This window comes from Halocatena salina, assembly GCF_023115355.1.
GTDB classification, from domain to species: Archaea; Halobacteriota; Halobacteria; order Halobacteriales; family Haloarculaceae; genus Halocatena; species Halocatena salina.
This window is the reverse complement of the sequence record NZ_CP096021.1, coordinates 210,018-228,062: the sequence shown is the minus strand read 5'-3', so window position 1 is coordinate 228,062 and position 18,045 is coordinate 210,018. Positions and strand designations below refer to the sequence as shown.

The following is an 18,045-nucleotide window of genomic DNA, read 5'->3' as shown; positions in this document are numbered from 1 at the left end:
CGCAGGCTGGGAAACGATGATGGACGGGGAACCTGAGAGCGGTGGGGAGGGGTCAGCTCCGTCCGTCAGCGACGCCGGTCTCACGCGCCGGCAGCTGATGCAGGTGGTGGGTGGTTCGCTGCTGGGCAGTGCCGTACTGGGGAACGCCACCGACGTCTCGCAGGCTGCGCTCGCCGACGGTTCCACTCCGTCGCCCGGCAGCGTCAACTGGAGCGAGTACATCGAAGATCCACAGGTGGTCGGTGAAAACGTCGAGCCGCCCCACGCGCCGACGATGCCGTACGCGTCGCTGTCGGCCGCGCGTGACGCCGAGCGCCGCCGAGCGTTTCTCACCGAACAGTGGCTCGAATCCAAATACGTACAATCGCTCAACGGGGCGTGGAAGTTCCATATCGGCGACAGCCTCGATGGGGCTGCCACCGATACGTCGAACTCCCACGAGTGGGAGTCGGTGTACGTCCCCCACACCTGGCAGATGGACGGTTACGGCGATCTGGAGTATCACGCTTCAGGGACTGGATTCGAACCCAACGATCCGCCGAACGTTCCCACCAGTAACAACCGGGTCGGCACCTACAAGCGGGAGTTCCCCATCCCCGATGGGTGGACCGCCGACCGGCAGACGTTTCTCGAGATCGGCGCCGCGAAGGCGGGCTATTTCGTGTGGGTGAACGACGACTACGTCGGATATAAGCAGGGTTCGATGACTCCCGGCGAGTTCAACGTTACCGACGCGGTACAATCCGGGACGAACACGGTTACGATCCAAGTCGTCCGCTGGACCGACGGGACGTACCTCGAACAGCAAGACATGTGGCGCTTTGCCGGAATATTCCGAGATGTTCTGGTGTACTCAAAGCCCGACGTGTGTATCCGGGACGTCAACATCGACTCCGACCTCGATTCGACGTACACCGATGGGACGCTGGAGATCGACGTCGCCATCGCCAACTACTCGGACGAGCGCCGCCCTAGCCGTGGCCCGCCGGAAGAAAAGGGAGACAGCGGGAACAGTCGAACACGACGGAACGTGATGCTTCGTGCGCATCTGTACGATCCGTCCGACACCGAGATTCGAACCGCCGAGCAGCGCATCACAGTTCGCTCCGGAAGTGTCGTCTCGCTCGACAGCGATTCCACTGACGGCGTCCACGACCTGTCCCGCGAAGCCAACGACGCGACGATCGAGGGCGATCCGAAGCGCGTGAACGGCTTCTACGGCACCGCGCTCGATTTCGACGGAAGCGAAGACTGGGTCGACGCTGGAAACGACGCTAGCCTCGACGTAACCGGTTCTATCACTGTCGAAGCCGTCGTCAAACTCTCCGAGCGCTCCGCGGATACCGTCCCGATCGTCGCCAAGGGTGACTCCCAGTACGCGCTGCGGTTGGAGAAGGGTACCCCACAGTTCGCGGTCCACGACGGCTCGACCCGCCACAGCGTCACGGCAGCATCCGATCACTGGACCGGTTGGCACCGGATTGCTGGCGTCTATGACGGATCCACGCTCCGTCTGTACATCGACGGCAACGAGGTCGGGACGGCGTCGCACTCCGGAGGGATTCGGAGCACGGACGCTAGCGTCGGTATCGCCCACGACACCCAATCCAAGTACGGCGACGTCACCATCGACTCCGTCCGGATCTACGACCGCGCGCTCTCCGCTGGCGAGATCGCAAGCGAACGAACTGTGCCGAGCCACTCGACGCGGCTGTGGCTCGACTTCGAGGAGATCCAGTCCGGATCCGCCTCGCCGATCACGATGGACCTCCGGGACGTAGAGACGTGGTCGGCCGAAGAGCCATCGCTTTACACGCTGGGGCTTGAACTCCTCCCGAACGGTTCGAAGACTGTCGAAGCGCTGGTCGAGAAGGTGGGGTTCAGGAAATTCGAGATCCAGCCCGCCGCGGACGGTACCGGCGATGCGATTCACGTCAACGGCAAACGAGTGACGCTGGCGGGAACGAACTGTCACTCGCTAAGTCTCGACCACGGTCGCCACGCCCCGTTGGAGCGAGTACGCAAGGAAATCGAACTCGCAAAGCAACACAACGTCAACGCTCTCCGTACGTCACACTACCCCCACCGACCCGACTTCTATCGGCTCGCAGACGAGTACGGTATCTACATTCAGGATGAGGTCAACGCTGAGGTTCACGGGAATCAGTCGCTCGTCGAGGACGATTACCGGTTCGATCCGTCCTTCTTCGATCGGTTCTATCGTATGGTCGAACGCGATAAGAACTTCACCTCGATCGACGTCTGGTCGACCGGAAACGAGGCTGGTGAGGGACCGGCGCACGAATTCATGGCGGAGTACGTTCGGGAACGCGACGGGACGCGACACCTCACCCACCAGGACAACGGGGGCGGCTACGGCGCCGGCTTCGGCGGGACCGCGCCGTTCGCCGATCTGAACGGTATCCGCTGGTCGACTCCCGAAGACGTCGCGGAGATGGCCGAGGACGGCGATCTCGTGGAGCCGATCGCGATGGGTGAGTACGCTCCCGTGGAAGGGAACGCGGGCGGGCTGCTCCCGGACTTTGGCGACGTGATCCACGAGCACGACCAGATCGCAGGCGGCTACGTCTGGATGTGGAACCACCACTCGCTCAACTCGACGACGCCACCGACGGACGACGGCGTGCTGACCGAACCCCACCGACGTGGCGCTGTCAACGACCAGTCCATCGCCGGACAGACCGCGATGATCAGGGGCGGGCCCTCGACCACGTCGGGTCCGAGCGGTACCGCGCTCGATCTCGACGGGAGCGACGATTGGATCGACGCGAACGACGACGATCGGATCGACATCACCGGCGAGATCACGGTCGAGGCGGTCGTGTACGGAACCACACCCTCGGAGGGCTATGATCCCATCGTAACGAAGGGCGAATCACAGTACGCGCTGCGGTTCAACGGCGGCGATCTCGAATTCGTGGTCCACGATGGCTCGACCCACCACAGCGTCACGGCGGCGCTTCCAAGCGGCTGGTCGGAGAGTTGGCACGCGGTGACGGGTGTCTACGACGGGGCCGCGCTCCGACTGTACGTCGATGGCACCGAACTCGCCGCGACGTCCTACGCCGGGAGGATCCACAGCAACCGCTACCGGGTCGCCGTCGGCCACAACACGGAGCGTCCCGATCGCTACGCCGCCCTCACTATCGATTCGGTGCGCATCTTCGAGCGGGCCTTATCACCCGACGAGATAGACGCCGAGTCCCCCGACGATTCGACGCGGCTGTGGCTCGACTTCGAGGTGGTGGAGCATTTCTGGAGCGCTCCATACGGGACGACACACCATGCGCCGTCCGGGACGATCCACGACGACCGGTACACGCTCCCGACGATCGACGTGATGAAAAAGAGCTACCAGTTCGTCAGGTTCTCGGCGAACGAACTTGCGGAGGGAACGCTTGAGATTAGCAACCAGTATCACTTCACGAACCTCGACGCGTTCGATGTCGAGTGGGAGCTTACGGAGGACGACACTGTCATCCAGCACGGAACGCTTGATCTCGACGTCCCGCCCGGCGAGACGCGGCCGATCGACGTGGGGTTCGATCGGCCGGAGCTTCAGGCCGGAGCAGACTACTTCTTAGACGTGAGCGTCAAGCGCACTTCGGAGACGGACTGGGCCCCTGCCGGACACGAGGTCGCCTTCGAGCAGTTCGAGATCCCGTGGGACGTTCCCGACGATCCAGCGGTCGCGCTCTCGGAGATGGAATCGGTCTCCTACACGAGCAACGAGTCGGAAGTGGTCGTCGCGGGATCGGGCTTTACCTACGTCTTCGACACGAGCGCCGGTCGCTTCACGTCCTTCCAGCGCAACGGCAACGAACTCCTTGAGAGGGGGCCACAGCTCAACGCCTGGCGTGAGCCAGTGCGGCCGAACGAGACCTCGAGCTGGGGCCACACGGAGGCCGATGATTTCGTCGCTGCGGGGTTAGACGAGATGACGGCGTCCGTACAGTCGACCGAAGTGAGCCAACCGGACGATTCGGCGATCCGGATCGACGTCAAAACCGTCGACTCCGCCGATGGCAACGGCGCGGCGTTCACGACGACCTACCGGTACCACGTGCTCGGGAGCGGCGACGTCGTCGTCCGCCTGGCGGTCGAGCCGAACGTTGACCTGATGGTAGCCCTCACCTCGTACGTGCCGCGGCTCGGTCTTCAGGTACTGATGCCCGAGGAGTTTGACCAGTTCGAGTGGTACGGCCGCGGGCCGGGCGAAAGTTATCCGGACAAGAAGCGACACCAGCGCGTTGGTCGCTACACCGGGTCCGTCGCCGACCAGTTCGAGCCGTACCTACCGCCTGGCGACTACGGCAACAAGTGTGACACCCGGTACGCCGCCCTCACGGACGGCAGCGGCGTCGGCTTGTTGGTTCACGATCTGCCAGGAACGGAGCTGATGAACGTCAGCGTCCAAGCGTTCACGAATATGCGGGAAGCCGATCACCACTACCAGCTCCAGCCAGCTGACGGCGTCGTCTTCAATGTCGATTACGCCGTCAGCGGCGTTGGTGGAATCCCGAACGGCACGCGACCCCCATACCGCATTGATCCGACCGAGCACGCGTTCGTCTACGCGTTCCGGCCGTTCGACGCGAGCGAGGATCCGCTCCAGTTGAGCAAACGCAGTTTACCGTTTTCGGGACCACCGGATCCGGGCGAATCGGGACCGATCCAGGAAAGGTCCTACTGGATCGAGAACGTCAACAGCCACAAAGCGATGGATGTGACCGCAGACAGCATCGACCAGAACGGCGCGAACGTTCTCCAGTGGCGGTACCAGACGAACGGTAACCAACAGTGGGCTGCCGTCCGGAACGACGACATCACCGAGCGAAGCTCGGTTAGCAGCCAGAAGCATTCGGCTTCTGGCGACAGCGAAGAACAACGTTCCTCGGGCAACCGGCCACAGGCCGACGACGACACGTACCGCTTCGTCAACGTTCAAAGCCGCAAGGTGCTGGCCGTCGATAGCGCCTCGACCGACGACGGCGCGAACGTCGTCCAGGGGGACTGGGACGGCGGCGACGAACAGCGCTGGCGGGTGGTCGAAACCGACGATGATACCTATCGCATCGAGAATATCAACAGCGGCTACGTTCTCGCCGTGAGCGATGGATCGACGGAAAACGGTGCCAGCGTCGTCCAGACCGAATGGACATCCGGCGACCATCAGGAGTGGCGATTCAACCCCCTCTGACGCCCGTCAGAAGGGGATGGTGATCGTCGGGAACGACACCAGTCGGAAGGATCGGCTATCGCTTCCAATATATTTGTCAATAATAATCAATACTGTTAATGCAGACGATCCGAAATCAGATGATGGTAGTCACCTACCATATGGTACGATGACAGCTAACTCGAATTTAGACGAACACAGCAGCGAAGACGAACCACGTCAGGAATTCCGCAACGTCGATCGACGCGAGTACCTCAAGGCGATCGGAGCACTTGGAGTATCCGGGCTGGTCGGAACTGACAGCGTGATGGCGGGTGCAACCGGAGAGGTGACGAACGCCGGTTTCGCGAGTGCACTCACTAGGTACGACCTCACCAACCATGGCTTGGGTAACGCCCAGACCGACACCCCCCCGTTTATGCCACGGCTGAAAACGCACGAGGGGCGACAGTACTACGCGTACTGGACGCACGCTGGCCAACTGGTCGTCACTGCACGCGATCTTCCTGACGGGGAGTGGGAACGGAACCGAACTGGTATCGAGATCGACGCGCGCAACGGTCACTGGACGCCGAGCGTTGGAATCGGTCCCGACGGGCACGTCTTCCTCAGCTACAACACTCGTGATTCGACGATCCGCTGGCGGCGGAGCACGCATCCCGAAGATATCGGTTTGTTCGGTGCCGAGCGGGAAGGGATGACCGGACAGAACGAGTCGAGCGTCACCTACCTTGAGTTCACGCGGCTGCTCGACGGAACTCTTCTCGCGGGCTACCGCGATGGACAGTCCGGCGCTGGGAACTGGATACTGAATCGGTGGAATCCTCGTGCAGAAGCGTGGGAACCGGTGCACCACCCGCTGATCGACGGCGCGTGGAACGGAAACGAGTATAACTCCTACATGTGGAACCTCGTTCAGTCCGACGACGGGATGCTCCACTACTTCTTCTGTTGGCGGGAGACGGGGAACGTCCAGACGAACGGAGATCTATCGTACGCCCGCAGCACCGACGGTAGTGAGACGTGGGAGAAAAGCGACGGATCGCGGTATGATCTCCCGATCACGTACGGTTCGGCTGAAATCGTCGATCCGATCCCCGAAAACAGCAATCTCATCAATCAGGGGTGGGCGAGCTACGATCCGCGAAACAACGCGCCACACGTTGCATACTACCGTGACGACGAGAACGACTTCACCCAAGTGTTTCACGCCTCTCTGGACGACGGTGAGTGGGTCACCGAAGCCGCGACGGATCGGACGACCAACGTCCGCCTCGGCGGACCTGGCGTGGTCGCCTCGCCGATCGGTCGAATGGGGATCGTCGTCGGTGACGACGGCGACGTACACATCCTCACGCGGGATTTCGAGAACGGAAGCTGGCCGCTACTGGTCGAGAAACTCGACGGCGAGTGGCAGACGTCCGTCCTCTACAAGCGCAATGTGGCGTGGAGCGACGTTCACATCGATCCCCATCGTTGGCGAACAGATCGCGTCCTGAGCTTCGTCGACCACCAACAGAACGTCGGAGACGTTCCGTGGAGTACGCACTCTCTGCTCGGAATCACTGACGTCGACGTCGATACGCTCGACCGTACGCACCGATCGATCTCCCTTTCGAGTGAGAAACCGGACGAACTGACCACGTACGTCTCGACCGGACTAGCTAATGGTCCGGTAATCGCGGATGGCACGTCGTTCGAGGATACGAGCGTTGCGCTCGCGATCACTGAGACGACCGTTCCAGCGACACCGGTCTACGCAAGGGCGATCGCTACGATCGAGTCTGCAGACGGATTGGCTGCTGTCCGGGTAAAAATCGATGGGAAACACGGCACGACGCACGGCGAGTCCACCGAGGTCACCGGGGAACACCAGACCGGTACAACCGAGTGGACCAAAGTAACACAGGCTTTCCGGGCGGGAGTCATCACCGCACAAGTGGCGAGTCCGAACAAGTCGTCAGTACAGGTGTCTGCTGTGAACCTACAACTAGGATACCACGATCCAACGCCGTACGAGAACACGGTCGCTCCTACGCGAGGTGCATCGGAATGATGGACGAACCGCTCGCCCACATGGTTACGGTCGACGCCACCGGACTCCAAGAGGTTCCACCAGTGACACGCGAGAGCGACGACTTCACCACCACGCCGACCGCGCTTGAAATCACGCGCGCGACGCCGGCAACGCCGCTGTACGTCAGGGTCACTGCGCAGTTGGAACCCGCGAGCGATGCTGGAGACGGCGCGGTTCGGATCGCCCTCTCGGATCCGTCGGGCGATTCGATCCAGTACAGCGACAGCGCGACTGTCGAGGAAGGAACCGGCATCCGCACGACCGGGTGGTCGAAAGTCCCTGCTGATTGTAACGGTGGGACCGCCCGGCTTTGTGTTTCCAACGCCCGAGTCACCGCCATAACGCTCGAACTGGCGATTCGCAACGACGTCTGAGGCCAGTTCTTTTTCCGCAGTGCGTTTCCGGTCGGGGTCGAACACTGGTGGTCAGATTTTTGATTATAGTGAATTCGATCGAGCGTAGATGAAACGCTGCCTCGTCGGGAAGTACGATCGCACTATTGTAATCAACGGAAGAACAAGCAACTCGAACCTAGCTATGGAATTTCAGATTCAGCTCGATGACGCTCGCCGCTTCGAGCAGGGAGCGCCTGAGATCTGCTTGATACTGTTCGTTACTGAACCGACGCACCGGTGTCCAGTCACACTGATTGCGCCGGCAAGATCGTCACCCTTCTTGACTGATGTCACAATGCAGTAGACTCCCTCGTACAACTCCTCTGCGTCCCGCGCGTACCCCTGTTGCCGTATGTTTTTGAGAGCATCAAATAACCCCTCCCTACCGGTGATCGTGTTCGAGGTCGATGCTGGGAGACCAACGTTGCCGACGATTCTGTGGACCTGCTCTTTGGAGGGTTCGGCCAGTACTGCCTTGCCCAATCCCGTGCAGTGGAGATGGTTGCGCTTTCCGACAGGTGTCTGTTTTTCGATCGCGTTGTCCCTTTCCGACATATGGACGACGACCAGTTCGTTGCCCTCCCGCACGGCCATGTTCGTCATCTCGCCAGTCCCTCTCCAACGGCTGTGATCACGTTCCTGAGTCTGTCCCCGAACTCCAAAAATCGGAGCGACATCCTGTATTCGGTCCCGTCCTTGACGACGAGTCCCGTATCTCACACGAGTCCCAACCGACGTAGAATACACTGCACCGATAGCCGACGAACGCTCAGCACGAGCCAGCTCTCCGGTTCGAGCGGATCGACAGCATTCTAATTACAGGATTACAACTGTAATGCAAGCGAGATCCTGCTACGGCGTGGCTAACGGACGCCCTGTTCGGGTGCGTCCGTCATCACCGAACGGTGTGGCATAGTTATCGTTCGAACGGTCGTTCCCTGGACATGGCAAAGGACGCCGACCAATGTGCTGCTCGTCGGTTCGGAGGGACGCCTGCGGTCTTGACAGGACACGTGAATCAAAACTATGATCCACAAAACATCCTACGGGTCAAAAACGGTTGCTTGTTTCCGTCTCCTGGAACAGAAGCGAGTTTATTTCCTCGTCATGCGAGGTGTGGGTCGTCTAATACCGGGTGTTGGCGGACTTCTTTCGGTGTGAGATCGGTGATCTCTCCTGTATCGTTGATGAGCATCACGCCACTCCATGTGGGCGTCGTGTGGAGGGAGGGAGCCAGTGGAACTGGGATTCGGTGTAGGGCACTGCGACGTATTGGTGGCCCTCGTGAACGACCATGAACGGATCCTCGTAGTTGGCAAGGTACTTGCCGTGTTTGAGAAGATGCCATTGATAATCGTTGTAGAAGGCCTACTGATGCCTTTCTTGAGATCTCCTGTGGTCGTCGACACTGCCGCGTTCTGGCTCGTCATGTCGAACATAACGGTACTGTTGCTGTTTCGTCAGCTGATTCCAGGTCCCATCCGGTGAGAGCGCATACGACCAGAGAGGAGTGCCGTTGTGGATGGTACTGTCTCCATCAGAGGTCTGGTATTTGGGGAAGTCCAGCGTGTTCGAAGCGTAGCGATCGGCGACACTTTCGGGAAGGATACGGGGATGGGTTGGATCCGTGTCTCGGAGTTGGTCGATCGATTGGCTGTCGGCCATCGTCGCTTGCCCGAGAGTACTGGCGGCGAACGTACCGGAAACGGTGGACAAAAGGAGGAGTCCAACGATGCAGATGTCGATTACCGATGATGCCGACCCCCTCCTGACCTGTACTCTGATAGTCACTCCGAGCCCGACACAGACGGGCACACCGAGCCAGAGGGGGGAACAGCAATTCACCCAACACCCGAAATAATCAATTTATAAATATGTGATTGCGATCTAGATATATCATATAATTTTCAAATAGTAAAGTATATGGCCTAGAAGTGCAACCGTGTAATTAGTTTACAGAAAATAAGTGGAATGCGGATAACGTACAAGATCTAACCAATGGGTCAAGAAATATCCAGTTACACAGATCAGGCGAATAGTACGCTCCAGACGAATCGACGTCGGTTTCTTCAAGCTGCTGGCTTCACGGGACTCACCGGAATCACGTCGACTGTCTTCACGACAGCAACTGCAGTACCATCATCATCCAGCAATCCCGGCACGATCTCGAATCTCTCAGAATATATCGAGGCCCCCAGCGTGTTCAAGGAAAACCAAGAACCGCCACACGTCCACACGGCTATTCCCTTCAACTCGGTGTCGGCCGCGCGTGACGCTAATACACCTTTCACCGAACTCGAATCCCGTTTAAACGAATCCTCTAACTTTCGGTTACTGAATGGAAACTGGGATTTTGTTTGGTATAAGAAACCTGCAGATGTGCCTGATTCGTACGCGGATATCGATTGGGACACGATCACCGTTCCAAGTTGTTGGCAGACGCAGGGCTACGACCAGTTCGTCTATTTAAATACCCCACTGACGTGGACAGGGATCGACGAAGCAACGAACACGACTCCACCAGAAGTCCCTAATGACTACAACCCAGTCGGGACGTACCGCCGGGAATTCAGCGTCCCAAATGGCTGGGATGGTCGAGAAACATTCCTCCATTTCGAGGGTGTGAAGCAAGCATTCTTCGTATGGATTGATGACACCTACATCGGCTATAACCAGGGCTCGATGACGGCCACCGAATTCGACATCACAGACAATATTTCGTCCGGGTCCGAACACACCCTCACAGTTCAAGTGTATCGGTTCTCTGATGGTGAAGCGCTCGAGACGCAGGATATGTTCCGGTTTTCGGGGATCTACCGATCAGTCTACCTCTATTCAACACCACAGGTTCATCTTCGTGATTTTTTCGTTCGGACTAATCTTGATGACGACTTCGAGGACGCCACGCTTCGGGTGGACGCTGAACTGGCTAACTACACTGGAACAAATCAGGGTCATCATACGCTTCGAGGGCATCTCTTCGGCACAGATAACGCGAAAGTGTCAAGCTTTGAGACATCGGGGCTGGTCGGTCCTGAGGGTGTGACTCTCTCGGCGGAGACTACCGTCACCGAACTGGAGAAATGGTCAGCCGAAGATCCCACGCTCTATACGCTCGTACTCGAGCATGTGACTGGCGGATCAACCGCCGAGGCGATGTTTGAACCTGTTGGCTTCCGCGAGTTCACAATCAAGGATAACAAGATCCACGTCAACGGGCAACCGGTCAACATCCGTGGAGTAAACAGCCATGAGCACCACCCAGACCATGGACGATACGTGCCCATAGAGACGGTCAAAAAAGATTTCAGCCTGATGAAGAGGCACAATGTGAACGCCCTCCGGTGTTCGCACTACCCGCGGGATCCGTCAGTGTACTACCTCGCCGATGAGTACGGCCTCTACGTCCAGGACGAACTGAACGTAGAGACCCACTGGAACACAAACCTGCTCGGGCAGACCGACAACTGGGATGCACAGGCGCTTGAGCGGTTCCGGCGGATGATCCAGTGTGACAAAAACCGGCCCTGTATCTTCACGTGGAGCACCGGCAACGAAGCCGGTCTCCATAATGTACACTACGAGATGGCTGAGTATATAACAGGCGAGGATGAGGACAACGACGGCGACGCAGGCACTGGTATCGATCCCACTCGGTTCCTCTACCATCAAGACAACAGTGGCGGCTTTGGAAGCGGTTTCGGCGGAGATGCCCCATATGCGCCAATCATCGGACCGCGCTACCCTTCGCCAGATGGTATGAAAGCGGCGATAGAAGCAAATTCGGAGGGCAAACCGATCATTATGGGCGAGTACGCTCACGCAATGGGCAATAGTGGCGGTTTATTCCATGATTTTTGGAAATGGATACAGCCCGATCACAGAACCGTCACGGAGACGATCTTCACGGATCAATCTAGTGCCAGTAACGACGGGACATTGGTCGGTGACCTGCAGATCGTTGAGGAGGACAACGGGGCGGTAATCCTTGATAACGACGGTTATATTAATGTGGGTGAAGACTCGAGTCTCGATTTCAGCGAACCGGGATTCACGGTATGGGCCCGCGTTAAGGACAAAGATATCCAAAACGACGATCCATACATTGCACGTGGTGATCAGCAGTACGCCCTAAAGATCATACCGGGTGACACAGTGCCGAAACTCCAGTTCTTCATCTATGACCGAAACAACAGTTGGCAGACCCTTAATGTGCCGGTGCCTGATGACTGGACGGACAGCTATCATGATGTTGTCGGTGTTGCAACGAATTCCACCCTGAAACTCTTGGTCGACGGTGAGCTTCTTGCCGAAGAATCCCACGATGCCTCGACGTTAAAGCCAGAGAACTATGACTATCCGGCTACGATCGGCTACAACGCTCAGGAGAACCGGTACACGGACGCGTCGATCAGTCAGATCAGAGTGTATAATCGAGCGTTATCGAACTCGGAGGTCAAAAGCGCGGTAAGTGATAGTTCACCGCCGAACAGCGCGGTTCTCTGGATGGATTTCAAGCAGTACACGCAAGATCCGGTACTCCGGCAATACGACGAATATGACCGCTTCCAAGGTGGGTTCGTTTGGGATTGGGTTAACCAAGCCGTCCACCGAACAACACAAGCTGACGGTGAAACAACCGAGTATAGATTCTATGACGACAACCCGTTCTGTTTGAACGGTGTTATTTCAGCGGATCGAGTCCCGCAACCGAGTCTCGAACAGTTGAAAAAGGCCCACCAACCGGTTGGCGTCACCGCTGTGGATCTCATCAACGGTGAGGTTAGAATCACCAACCACCTCCACTTCGCTAATCTGAATACGCTTGATACGACGTGGGAGCTTCGAGCGGACGATGAGATCCTCCAAAACGGAAACCTATCGACTGATATCGCACCTGATGAAAGCGCAGTAGTGAGTATTCCATTCAGTAAACCGGAACTGGAACCGGGGGTTGAGTACTGGCTCACGCTCCGCTTCAAGACGACAGAGGACACGAAGTGGGCGGATGCTGGCCACCAGCTCGCGTTCGATCAGCTGAAGGTGCCCTTTGACGTTCCCGAGCCATCGACGATACAAATCGATGAACTCCCAGGGCTTTCGGTCAGCGACGACGGCAGGCAGATCACTGTCGCTGGCGATGACTTCGAATACGTCCTCAGTAAGGACCAGGGGACGCTTTCGTCGGGGACTTACAACGGGACGGAGGTGGTGAGTGCTGGCCCGCTCCTCGATTTCTTCCGAGCACCCATCCAGAACGAAATCCAAGAATGGGGTGCTGCGGAATCGAATGAGTGGTACGATATCGGACTCGACAATCTTCAACACGAGGTAGAGTCCGTTGAAGCTGTGCAGGCCGAAGACTCAGTAGCCCACGTTGCGGTCGAAAGCTTTGTTTCGGGGAACACAAGCGATGCTGGCTTCAACACCCAGTACCGTTACAAGATCTTCGGAAGTGGAGATATCCTTCTTGGCGTCGATGTGGAGCCGAACCAAGCGCTCGTGGATGCCATTAGTCATTGGCTTCCTCGGATTGGCGTAACGATGGATGTCCCGAACACCCTCGATCAGTTTGAGTGGTATGGTCGTGGCCCGCACGAGACGTACCCCGACCGGAAGTGGGGGGCCGAGATCGGTGTTTATACAGGGAGCGTCGCCGATCAGTTCGTTCCCTACCAGCCACCATCAGACAACGGCAACAAAACGGATACTCGCTGGACGGCACTCACAAACGATGACGGAGTCGGGCTAGTCTCTTTCGGCCAGCCGGAGATGAACGTCAATCTCGACCAGTACAAGAATCTTGCCGAAGCGGACCACGTCTACGAACTGAAAGAAAAAGAAGACGTTACCACTGTCCATCTTGACCACGCGGTCGCGGGCGTTGGTGGCACACCAGCACAAACACTGTCACAGTACCAAGTAGATGTCGATCCGATGACCTTTCTTATTGGATTCAGGCCGTTTGCGGGCAAGCGTACTGGTCCACCTGAACACGCGAACGATGATGGAGAGAAACGAGATGGGCCGCCAGACCATGCGAATGACGACGCAGAATCGCCGATGGAGCTGAGCAAACGACGGCTCCCCCGCAACTGGGTGAATTTCCAACAAGATGGTTCTGGTGAATCGCTAGACGGCGTCGATTCGAGTCGCTAACTCAAAGGAGTTGAAGCGGGGAATTGCCGATGTTCCATGTCGAAAATCTCCCGCTTCACGACAAAGGCGGTGACCATCGATTCGTCGACCGCTGACTGTCCGTCGATGACGGTTCCATCAGTCGGGATCTTCTCACCTTACTCGTAACTACCGACGGGCCAATTACTACGATCACGCCGACTGGGCCACAGCCCAGGTACTCGAATAGTTTTACCACTCTTCTCACCCTGTCGAAGGTTTCGTCTTCTAATCCTATCGAACACTCCATAAAATAAGCAAGTATTGAAATAGAGGCACTGCTAGATCAAGCCTACCTGTTTGAGCGCTTGAACTGGCGGCAGGTTCTCCAGTGCTTGATAAGTCCGATGGTGATTTGGTCGCTTGGTCGAATCGATCGCCGTTGTTCACCTTCGAAAAGAGGGAGGATCGGTTCTCACTCCGTGGCGACGATCGGTCCCAGTGGATCGTCGTGGAGACCGACGCCGCTGTTGCCGTCGTAGACGCGGGCTGCGATCACGTTTCCACCACCGTAGTTGATCGCGTCCGGTGGGACTGTGTAGCGTCGCAGCAGCTCCTTTTTCGTCATTGTTGTTTAGCGCTAATTCTCCGGCTTTGTACAGCAGTCGGATTGCCTGCCGAGCACTGCCTTCGTCCTGGGCTGCAAAAGCCGAACAGAGTGGGATGACGTCATTGTCGAGGACATCGCCGATGAATGCTCGTTCAGCTCGTCGTTCCAAAATACTCGTGAGCTGGTTGGCGTTGTATGGTGCGAACTTTATCTCTGAATCGTACAGCGAATCCTTGACTTTCGGAGAAAGATTATCCCGAAATTCCAGATCGTTGCTGATACCGATGACAGAGATCCACTGGTCCTCAAAGTGCCCGTTTTTCCGTGCGCGTGGAAGCTCGTACAGAAGGTCGTCATTCTCCTAATAGAATCAATCTCGTCGATAACGATGATGATTGTCTCGTTGAGGTCACAGAGTTCATCGTACAGGAGATCAAACATCGATTGTTGATCGATGCCGCTCGGTTTCTTGGCTCCGCCACGAATCTTCTTGATAAGGCGTGCTGTGAGCTGGTAGGATGTCGACTAGTTATTTGCGGAGGTTTTTCCCACTCAGTGAAACAGGAACCCGTTGACGATGTGCTGGAGACTGAGCAGTGGGCCGGATGAGCATACGTTCTACGCAAAAAGCTAGTAAGCGTGTGAGGCCGGAAGAGCCGAATCGATCGGCGAGGCGGTGTCGGCAGGGTGACCACAGATCGATCTGCCGCGTGACTGGGCGAGTGATGGGTGCACATTGGTACATCGGCGGGAGACTGTCCCGCTCACGAGTGAACTATCTGACACTACCCGAATATGTCGTCACCGTAACTGTCAGTGCTGGCGGCCATTAGTCTTCAGTGGTGAGGGTGAGATATCCAGCGAGCGTCCCGAGACCAACGGCACCAAGAAATGGGCCCACCCGCAGCATGAACGCCAAGAAAGATGGCTGTTGTGTGTGCTGTGAGAGCACCATGTAATAGTATTGATCGCCTTCACGGCGTAGCGTTCAGATAAGCTGATTCCATGCGAAAGTGAACGATCTGAGCCACTTGTCAGCAGTGTCTGCGTTGGCATCGCTGAAGCAGTTTGAGAACGAGTAGGTATGTTGTTTTACATCATAAAAGACACTTCCGACACTGTTCCGGTTTCCATGGCGTTCGTATCTGAAATCGAAGCCGTGTCGCTGATATGCATTTTGTAATGGGTGAGACCCATCAACGAGAACACAGCAGTATCAACATCATGTTTCTCGCTGAGTTCAGTGAGAAATGAATGAGCAATAACCGTGTTTGTGGTCGGTTCAAGGGTTGTATGGAGCAATTCATTTGTGTCTGGATCAACCGCTGCGTACAGCCAATACTGCTCGTCATTGAGTTGGATCACAGTCTCGTCAACCGCAACGTGATCCGGGCTTTGCCCACCCTCGGGCTGTAGATCGGCCTTATGAACCCAATGTGAACGGTCGAACGAGCCCGTTCAACACCAAATACATCAGGAATAGACACGGTATTCGAAAGCGATAATCCTGTGAGATGGAGCTGAATACCGAGTTTCATCAGAAGTTGCGGTGTTGCTTCTCGCTCCATAAAATCCAAGGCGATGTCGTCCAAACAACTGTTGAGGCGGTCGTTTTCGGGCATAGATCACTCAGAAAACGAACCGCCTCACACTTCATCCTTATCTGAACACCGCCCCAATCGGAAGAGAACGTGCTTAAACATCCTTAGCGAGTGTAACGGTGACGGTGGGAGATCCCGACGCTGACCGAACGAGTGGATCGGCCACGTCCGCGTGGAGGTACGCTGTTCCTTCGCGGACAGCATCACCGACAGCGGCCGTTGTGGTAACCGTGATGTCACCAGTGGCGACAACGACATGGTCGCCCTCTTCGATTTCTCGCATCGTCGCATCATTCACGTTCAGCCGTACCCGATTGTCAACCGTGTACTCGGTGTCGAAGCCACCGGCTCGACTACCAACGATGAGTACGAGTTCGTCGTCAGCTGGTGACGTAACCGCCGGATCGAGGGGTACAAATGGTGCCTTGCTATCGTGGGTCGCGAACCCGTCGGTGTAAAGACCATCATCGTTGCCCACCGGCCAGCACTCGCCAACCGTATCAGAGAACCCATCGTACAACGGATTCACCGCCTGGAGTTCGTCAAAGGCCGTCTCCGGATCGACGGGTGCGAATCCGTCTCCGACGAGCTGTTCGCCCAGTGCCGCCAAAATTGCATAGTCTGTCCGGGCCATGCCAGGCGGTGACGCAGTGACCGATAGCCGCTGCACCCGTCGATCGAGATTCGTTATTGTTCCTGCCTTCTCCAGACCGACCGCTGCTGGGAGGACAACGTCGGCGTGTTGCATCGTCTCGCTTGGGAATACATCGAGAAGGACGAGTGTCTCCAGCGCATCTAGCTGGTGTGCCACCCAGTCGGCATCGCGTTTTTCGATCGCCGGATTCTCACCAACCACGAGCGCTCCATGAACAGTAGTACCGAACGCATCGAGCGCCTCATACTCGTTACGTCCAGGGTGAGACGGAGGTTCAGTATTCCATACGTCCGCAACCCGGCGCCGTGCGGCATCGTCCGTAACCGACTGGTGACCAGGAAGTATGTCGGGCCGACAGCCCATGTCAACAGCCCCCTGTTCGTTGTTTAGTCCACGAAGGAGCATGAATCCCGTTCCCGGCCGTCCGACATTGCCAGTGAGCAACAGCATGTTAAGCAGCGCGTCCGTCGTCGTGGTTTCATCACCACCGTCTTCGATGCCCGTTCCCCCGATAACAGTAATCCGGTCAGCCGTCCCGATGCGATCGACAAGAGCAATAAGCGTCTCACTGTCAACACCAGTTGTCTGCTGGCCTTCGTCGATATCGATGTTAGCGAGAGCTGCCTTGAACGTCTCGTAGTCACTCGTACGATTATTGACAAATGACGTGTCGACATATTCGTGTTCGACAAGAAGCGCACAGACAAGGTGGAAACACAGCGCGTCGGTGCCAGGCCGAGGAGTGATATGCTGATCGGCAATGCGTGTCGTCTCGTTCTGCCGAGGATCGATATCAACGAGTGTCGTCCCATCGGCAACGGCCGGGCGGACGAACGCGTCGAACGCTACGGGTTGTTGAATAGCTGGGTTCGCACCGACGACAAGAAGAAGGTCGGCGTCCGTCAGATCGGTGAGGCAATTTGTCGAAGCCGGCCAGCCAAAGCGGCTTTCGAGTGCGGTCGCCGCTGAGGCGTGACAGAGCCGTGCACGGTTATCAACGTTGTTCGTTCCGAGTGATCGGGCGAGTTTCTGAAGGAGGTAATTCTCTTCGTTTGTACAACGTGGTGCGCCGAAGAACGCGAGTGCATCCGATCCGCTGGCGTCGCACACGGTCTCGAAATCGTTGACCACCCGATCAAGTGCTGTCGACCAATCGGTCGGGACGAGGCCATCGTCGCGGCGCACGAGTGGCGTCGTGAGTCGGTCGTCATCACGAACAGCTTCGAACGCTGTCGCTCCCTTCGCACAGAGGCGGCCGTTCGGATTTGCTGGTCCCTCACAGCCCTCCGCACGGTCGCCATCGCCGTGTGTAAGGCGACAACCCACCGCACAGAGTGGGCACACCGTTTCGGTCTCGTTGATTGATCGATCGGGTTGGTCAGTCATCTCT

The 18,045-nt window shown here is 57.4% G+C and carries 10 protein-coding genes and 3 pseudogenes; 6 read left to right on the top strand and 7 right to left on the bottom strand.

Annotated elements, in window-relative coordinates; translation table 11 throughout:
- Positions 1-19 precede the first annotated feature (19 nt).
- The 3 genes from MW046_RS16225 (at position 20) to MW046_RS16215 (ending at position 7,651) form a co-directional block, all read left to right on the top strand.
- Positions 20-5,221, top strand: coding sequence for a beta-galactosidase small subunit-related protein (locus MW046_RS16225; protein WP_247995250.1), 5,202 nt, complete (start codon positions 20-22; stop codon positions 5,219-5,221).
- A gap of 148 nt (positions 5,222-5,369) precedes the next feature.
- Positions 5,370-7,256, top strand: a complete 1,887-nt coding sequence (locus MW046_RS16220) for a BNR repeat-containing protein (RefSeq protein ID WP_247995249.1) — start codon at positions 5,370-5,372, stop codon at positions 7,254-7,256.
- A complete protein-coding gene (locus MW046_RS16215) occupies positions 7,253-7,651 on the top strand; it encodes a hypothetical protein (protein WP_247995248.1) in 399 nt (132 codons plus the stop codon). Before MW046_RS16220 ends, MW046_RS16215 begins: the two co-directional genes overlap by 4 nt.
- A 177-nt stretch (positions 7,652-7,828) precedes the next feature.
- Here the strand turns inward: MW046_RS16215 and MW046_RS16210 are convergent, their stop codons facing one another.
- Positions 7,829-8,392 carry an IclR family transcriptional regulator gene (locus tag MW046_RS16210; RefSeq protein WP_438268207.1) on the bottom strand — a complete coding sequence of 188 codons (564 nt, stop codon included), beginning with the start codon at positions 8,390-8,392 and terminating at the stop codon, positions 7,829-7,831.
- A 516-nt stretch (positions 8,393-8,908) separates the two neighbouring features.
- Between MW046_RS16210 and MW046_RS16205 the strand changes: the two genes are divergently transcribed.
- The 3 genes from MW046_RS16205 to MW046_RS16195 all read left to right on the top strand — a co-directional run bounded on the left by MW046_RS16205 (position 8,909) and on the right by MW046_RS16195 (position 13,831).
- The gene (locus MW046_RS16205) at positions 8,909-9,160 is read left to right on the top strand and encodes a hypothetical protein (protein ID WP_247995246.1); all 252 of its coding nucleotides are present in this window, start codon (positions 8,909-8,911) and stop codon (positions 9,158-9,160) included.
- A 126-nt stretch (positions 9,161-9,286) separates the two neighbouring features.
- A complete protein-coding gene (locus MW046_RS16200; RefSeq protein ID WP_247995245.1) occupies positions 9,287-9,427 on the top strand; it encodes a hypothetical protein in 141 nt (46 codons plus the stop codon).
- Positions 9,428-9,670: 243 nt separating this feature from the next.
- Complete coding sequence (locus tag MW046_RS16195) at positions 9,671-13,831, top strand: beta-galactosidase small subunit-related protein (protein WP_282190244.1); 4,161 nt, start codon at positions 9,671-9,673, stop codon at positions 13,829-13,831.
- 68 nt (positions 13,832-13,899) lie between these two features.
- Here MW046_RS16195 and MW046_RS19845 read toward each other — a convergent pair.
- The 6 genes and pseudogenes from MW046_RS19845 to MW046_RS16175 all read right to left on the bottom strand — a co-directional run.
- A pseudogene (locus MW046_RS19845) lies at positions 13,900-13,968 on the bottom strand (P-type ATPase actuator domain-containing protein); the annotation flags it as partial.
- 296 nt (positions 13,969-14,264) lie between these two features.
- Positions 14,265-14,417 carry a hypothetical protein gene (locus MW046_RS16190; RefSeq protein ID WP_247995584.1) on the bottom strand — a complete coding sequence of 51 codons (153 nt, stop codon included), beginning with the start codon at positions 14,415-14,417 and terminating at the stop codon, positions 14,265-14,267.
- A pseudogene (locus MW046_RS16185) lies at positions 14,398-14,945 on the bottom strand (cell division control protein Cdc6); the annotation flags it as partial. The gene MW046_RS16190 and the pseudogene MW046_RS16185, both read right to left, overlap by 20 nt.
- Before the next feature lie 283 nt (positions 14,946-15,228).
- Positions 15,229-15,354: a hypothetical protein gene (locus MW046_RS19505; protein ID WP_282190243.1), complete on the bottom strand. Its 126-nt coding sequence runs from the start codon at positions 15,352-15,354 to the stop codon at positions 15,229-15,231.
- 33 nt (positions 15,355-15,387) lie between these two features.
- A pseudogene (locus MW046_RS16180) lies at positions 15,388-16,021 on the bottom strand (IS6 family transposase).
- Positions 16,022-16,094: 73 nt separating this feature from the next.
- The gene (locus MW046_RS16175) at positions 16,095-18,041 is read right to left on the bottom strand and encodes a molybdopterin oxidoreductase family protein (protein ID WP_247995243.1); all 1,947 of its coding nucleotides are present in this window, start codon (positions 18,039-18,041) and stop codon (positions 16,095-16,097) included.
- Between the last annotated feature and the right edge of the window lie 4 nt (positions 18,042-18,045).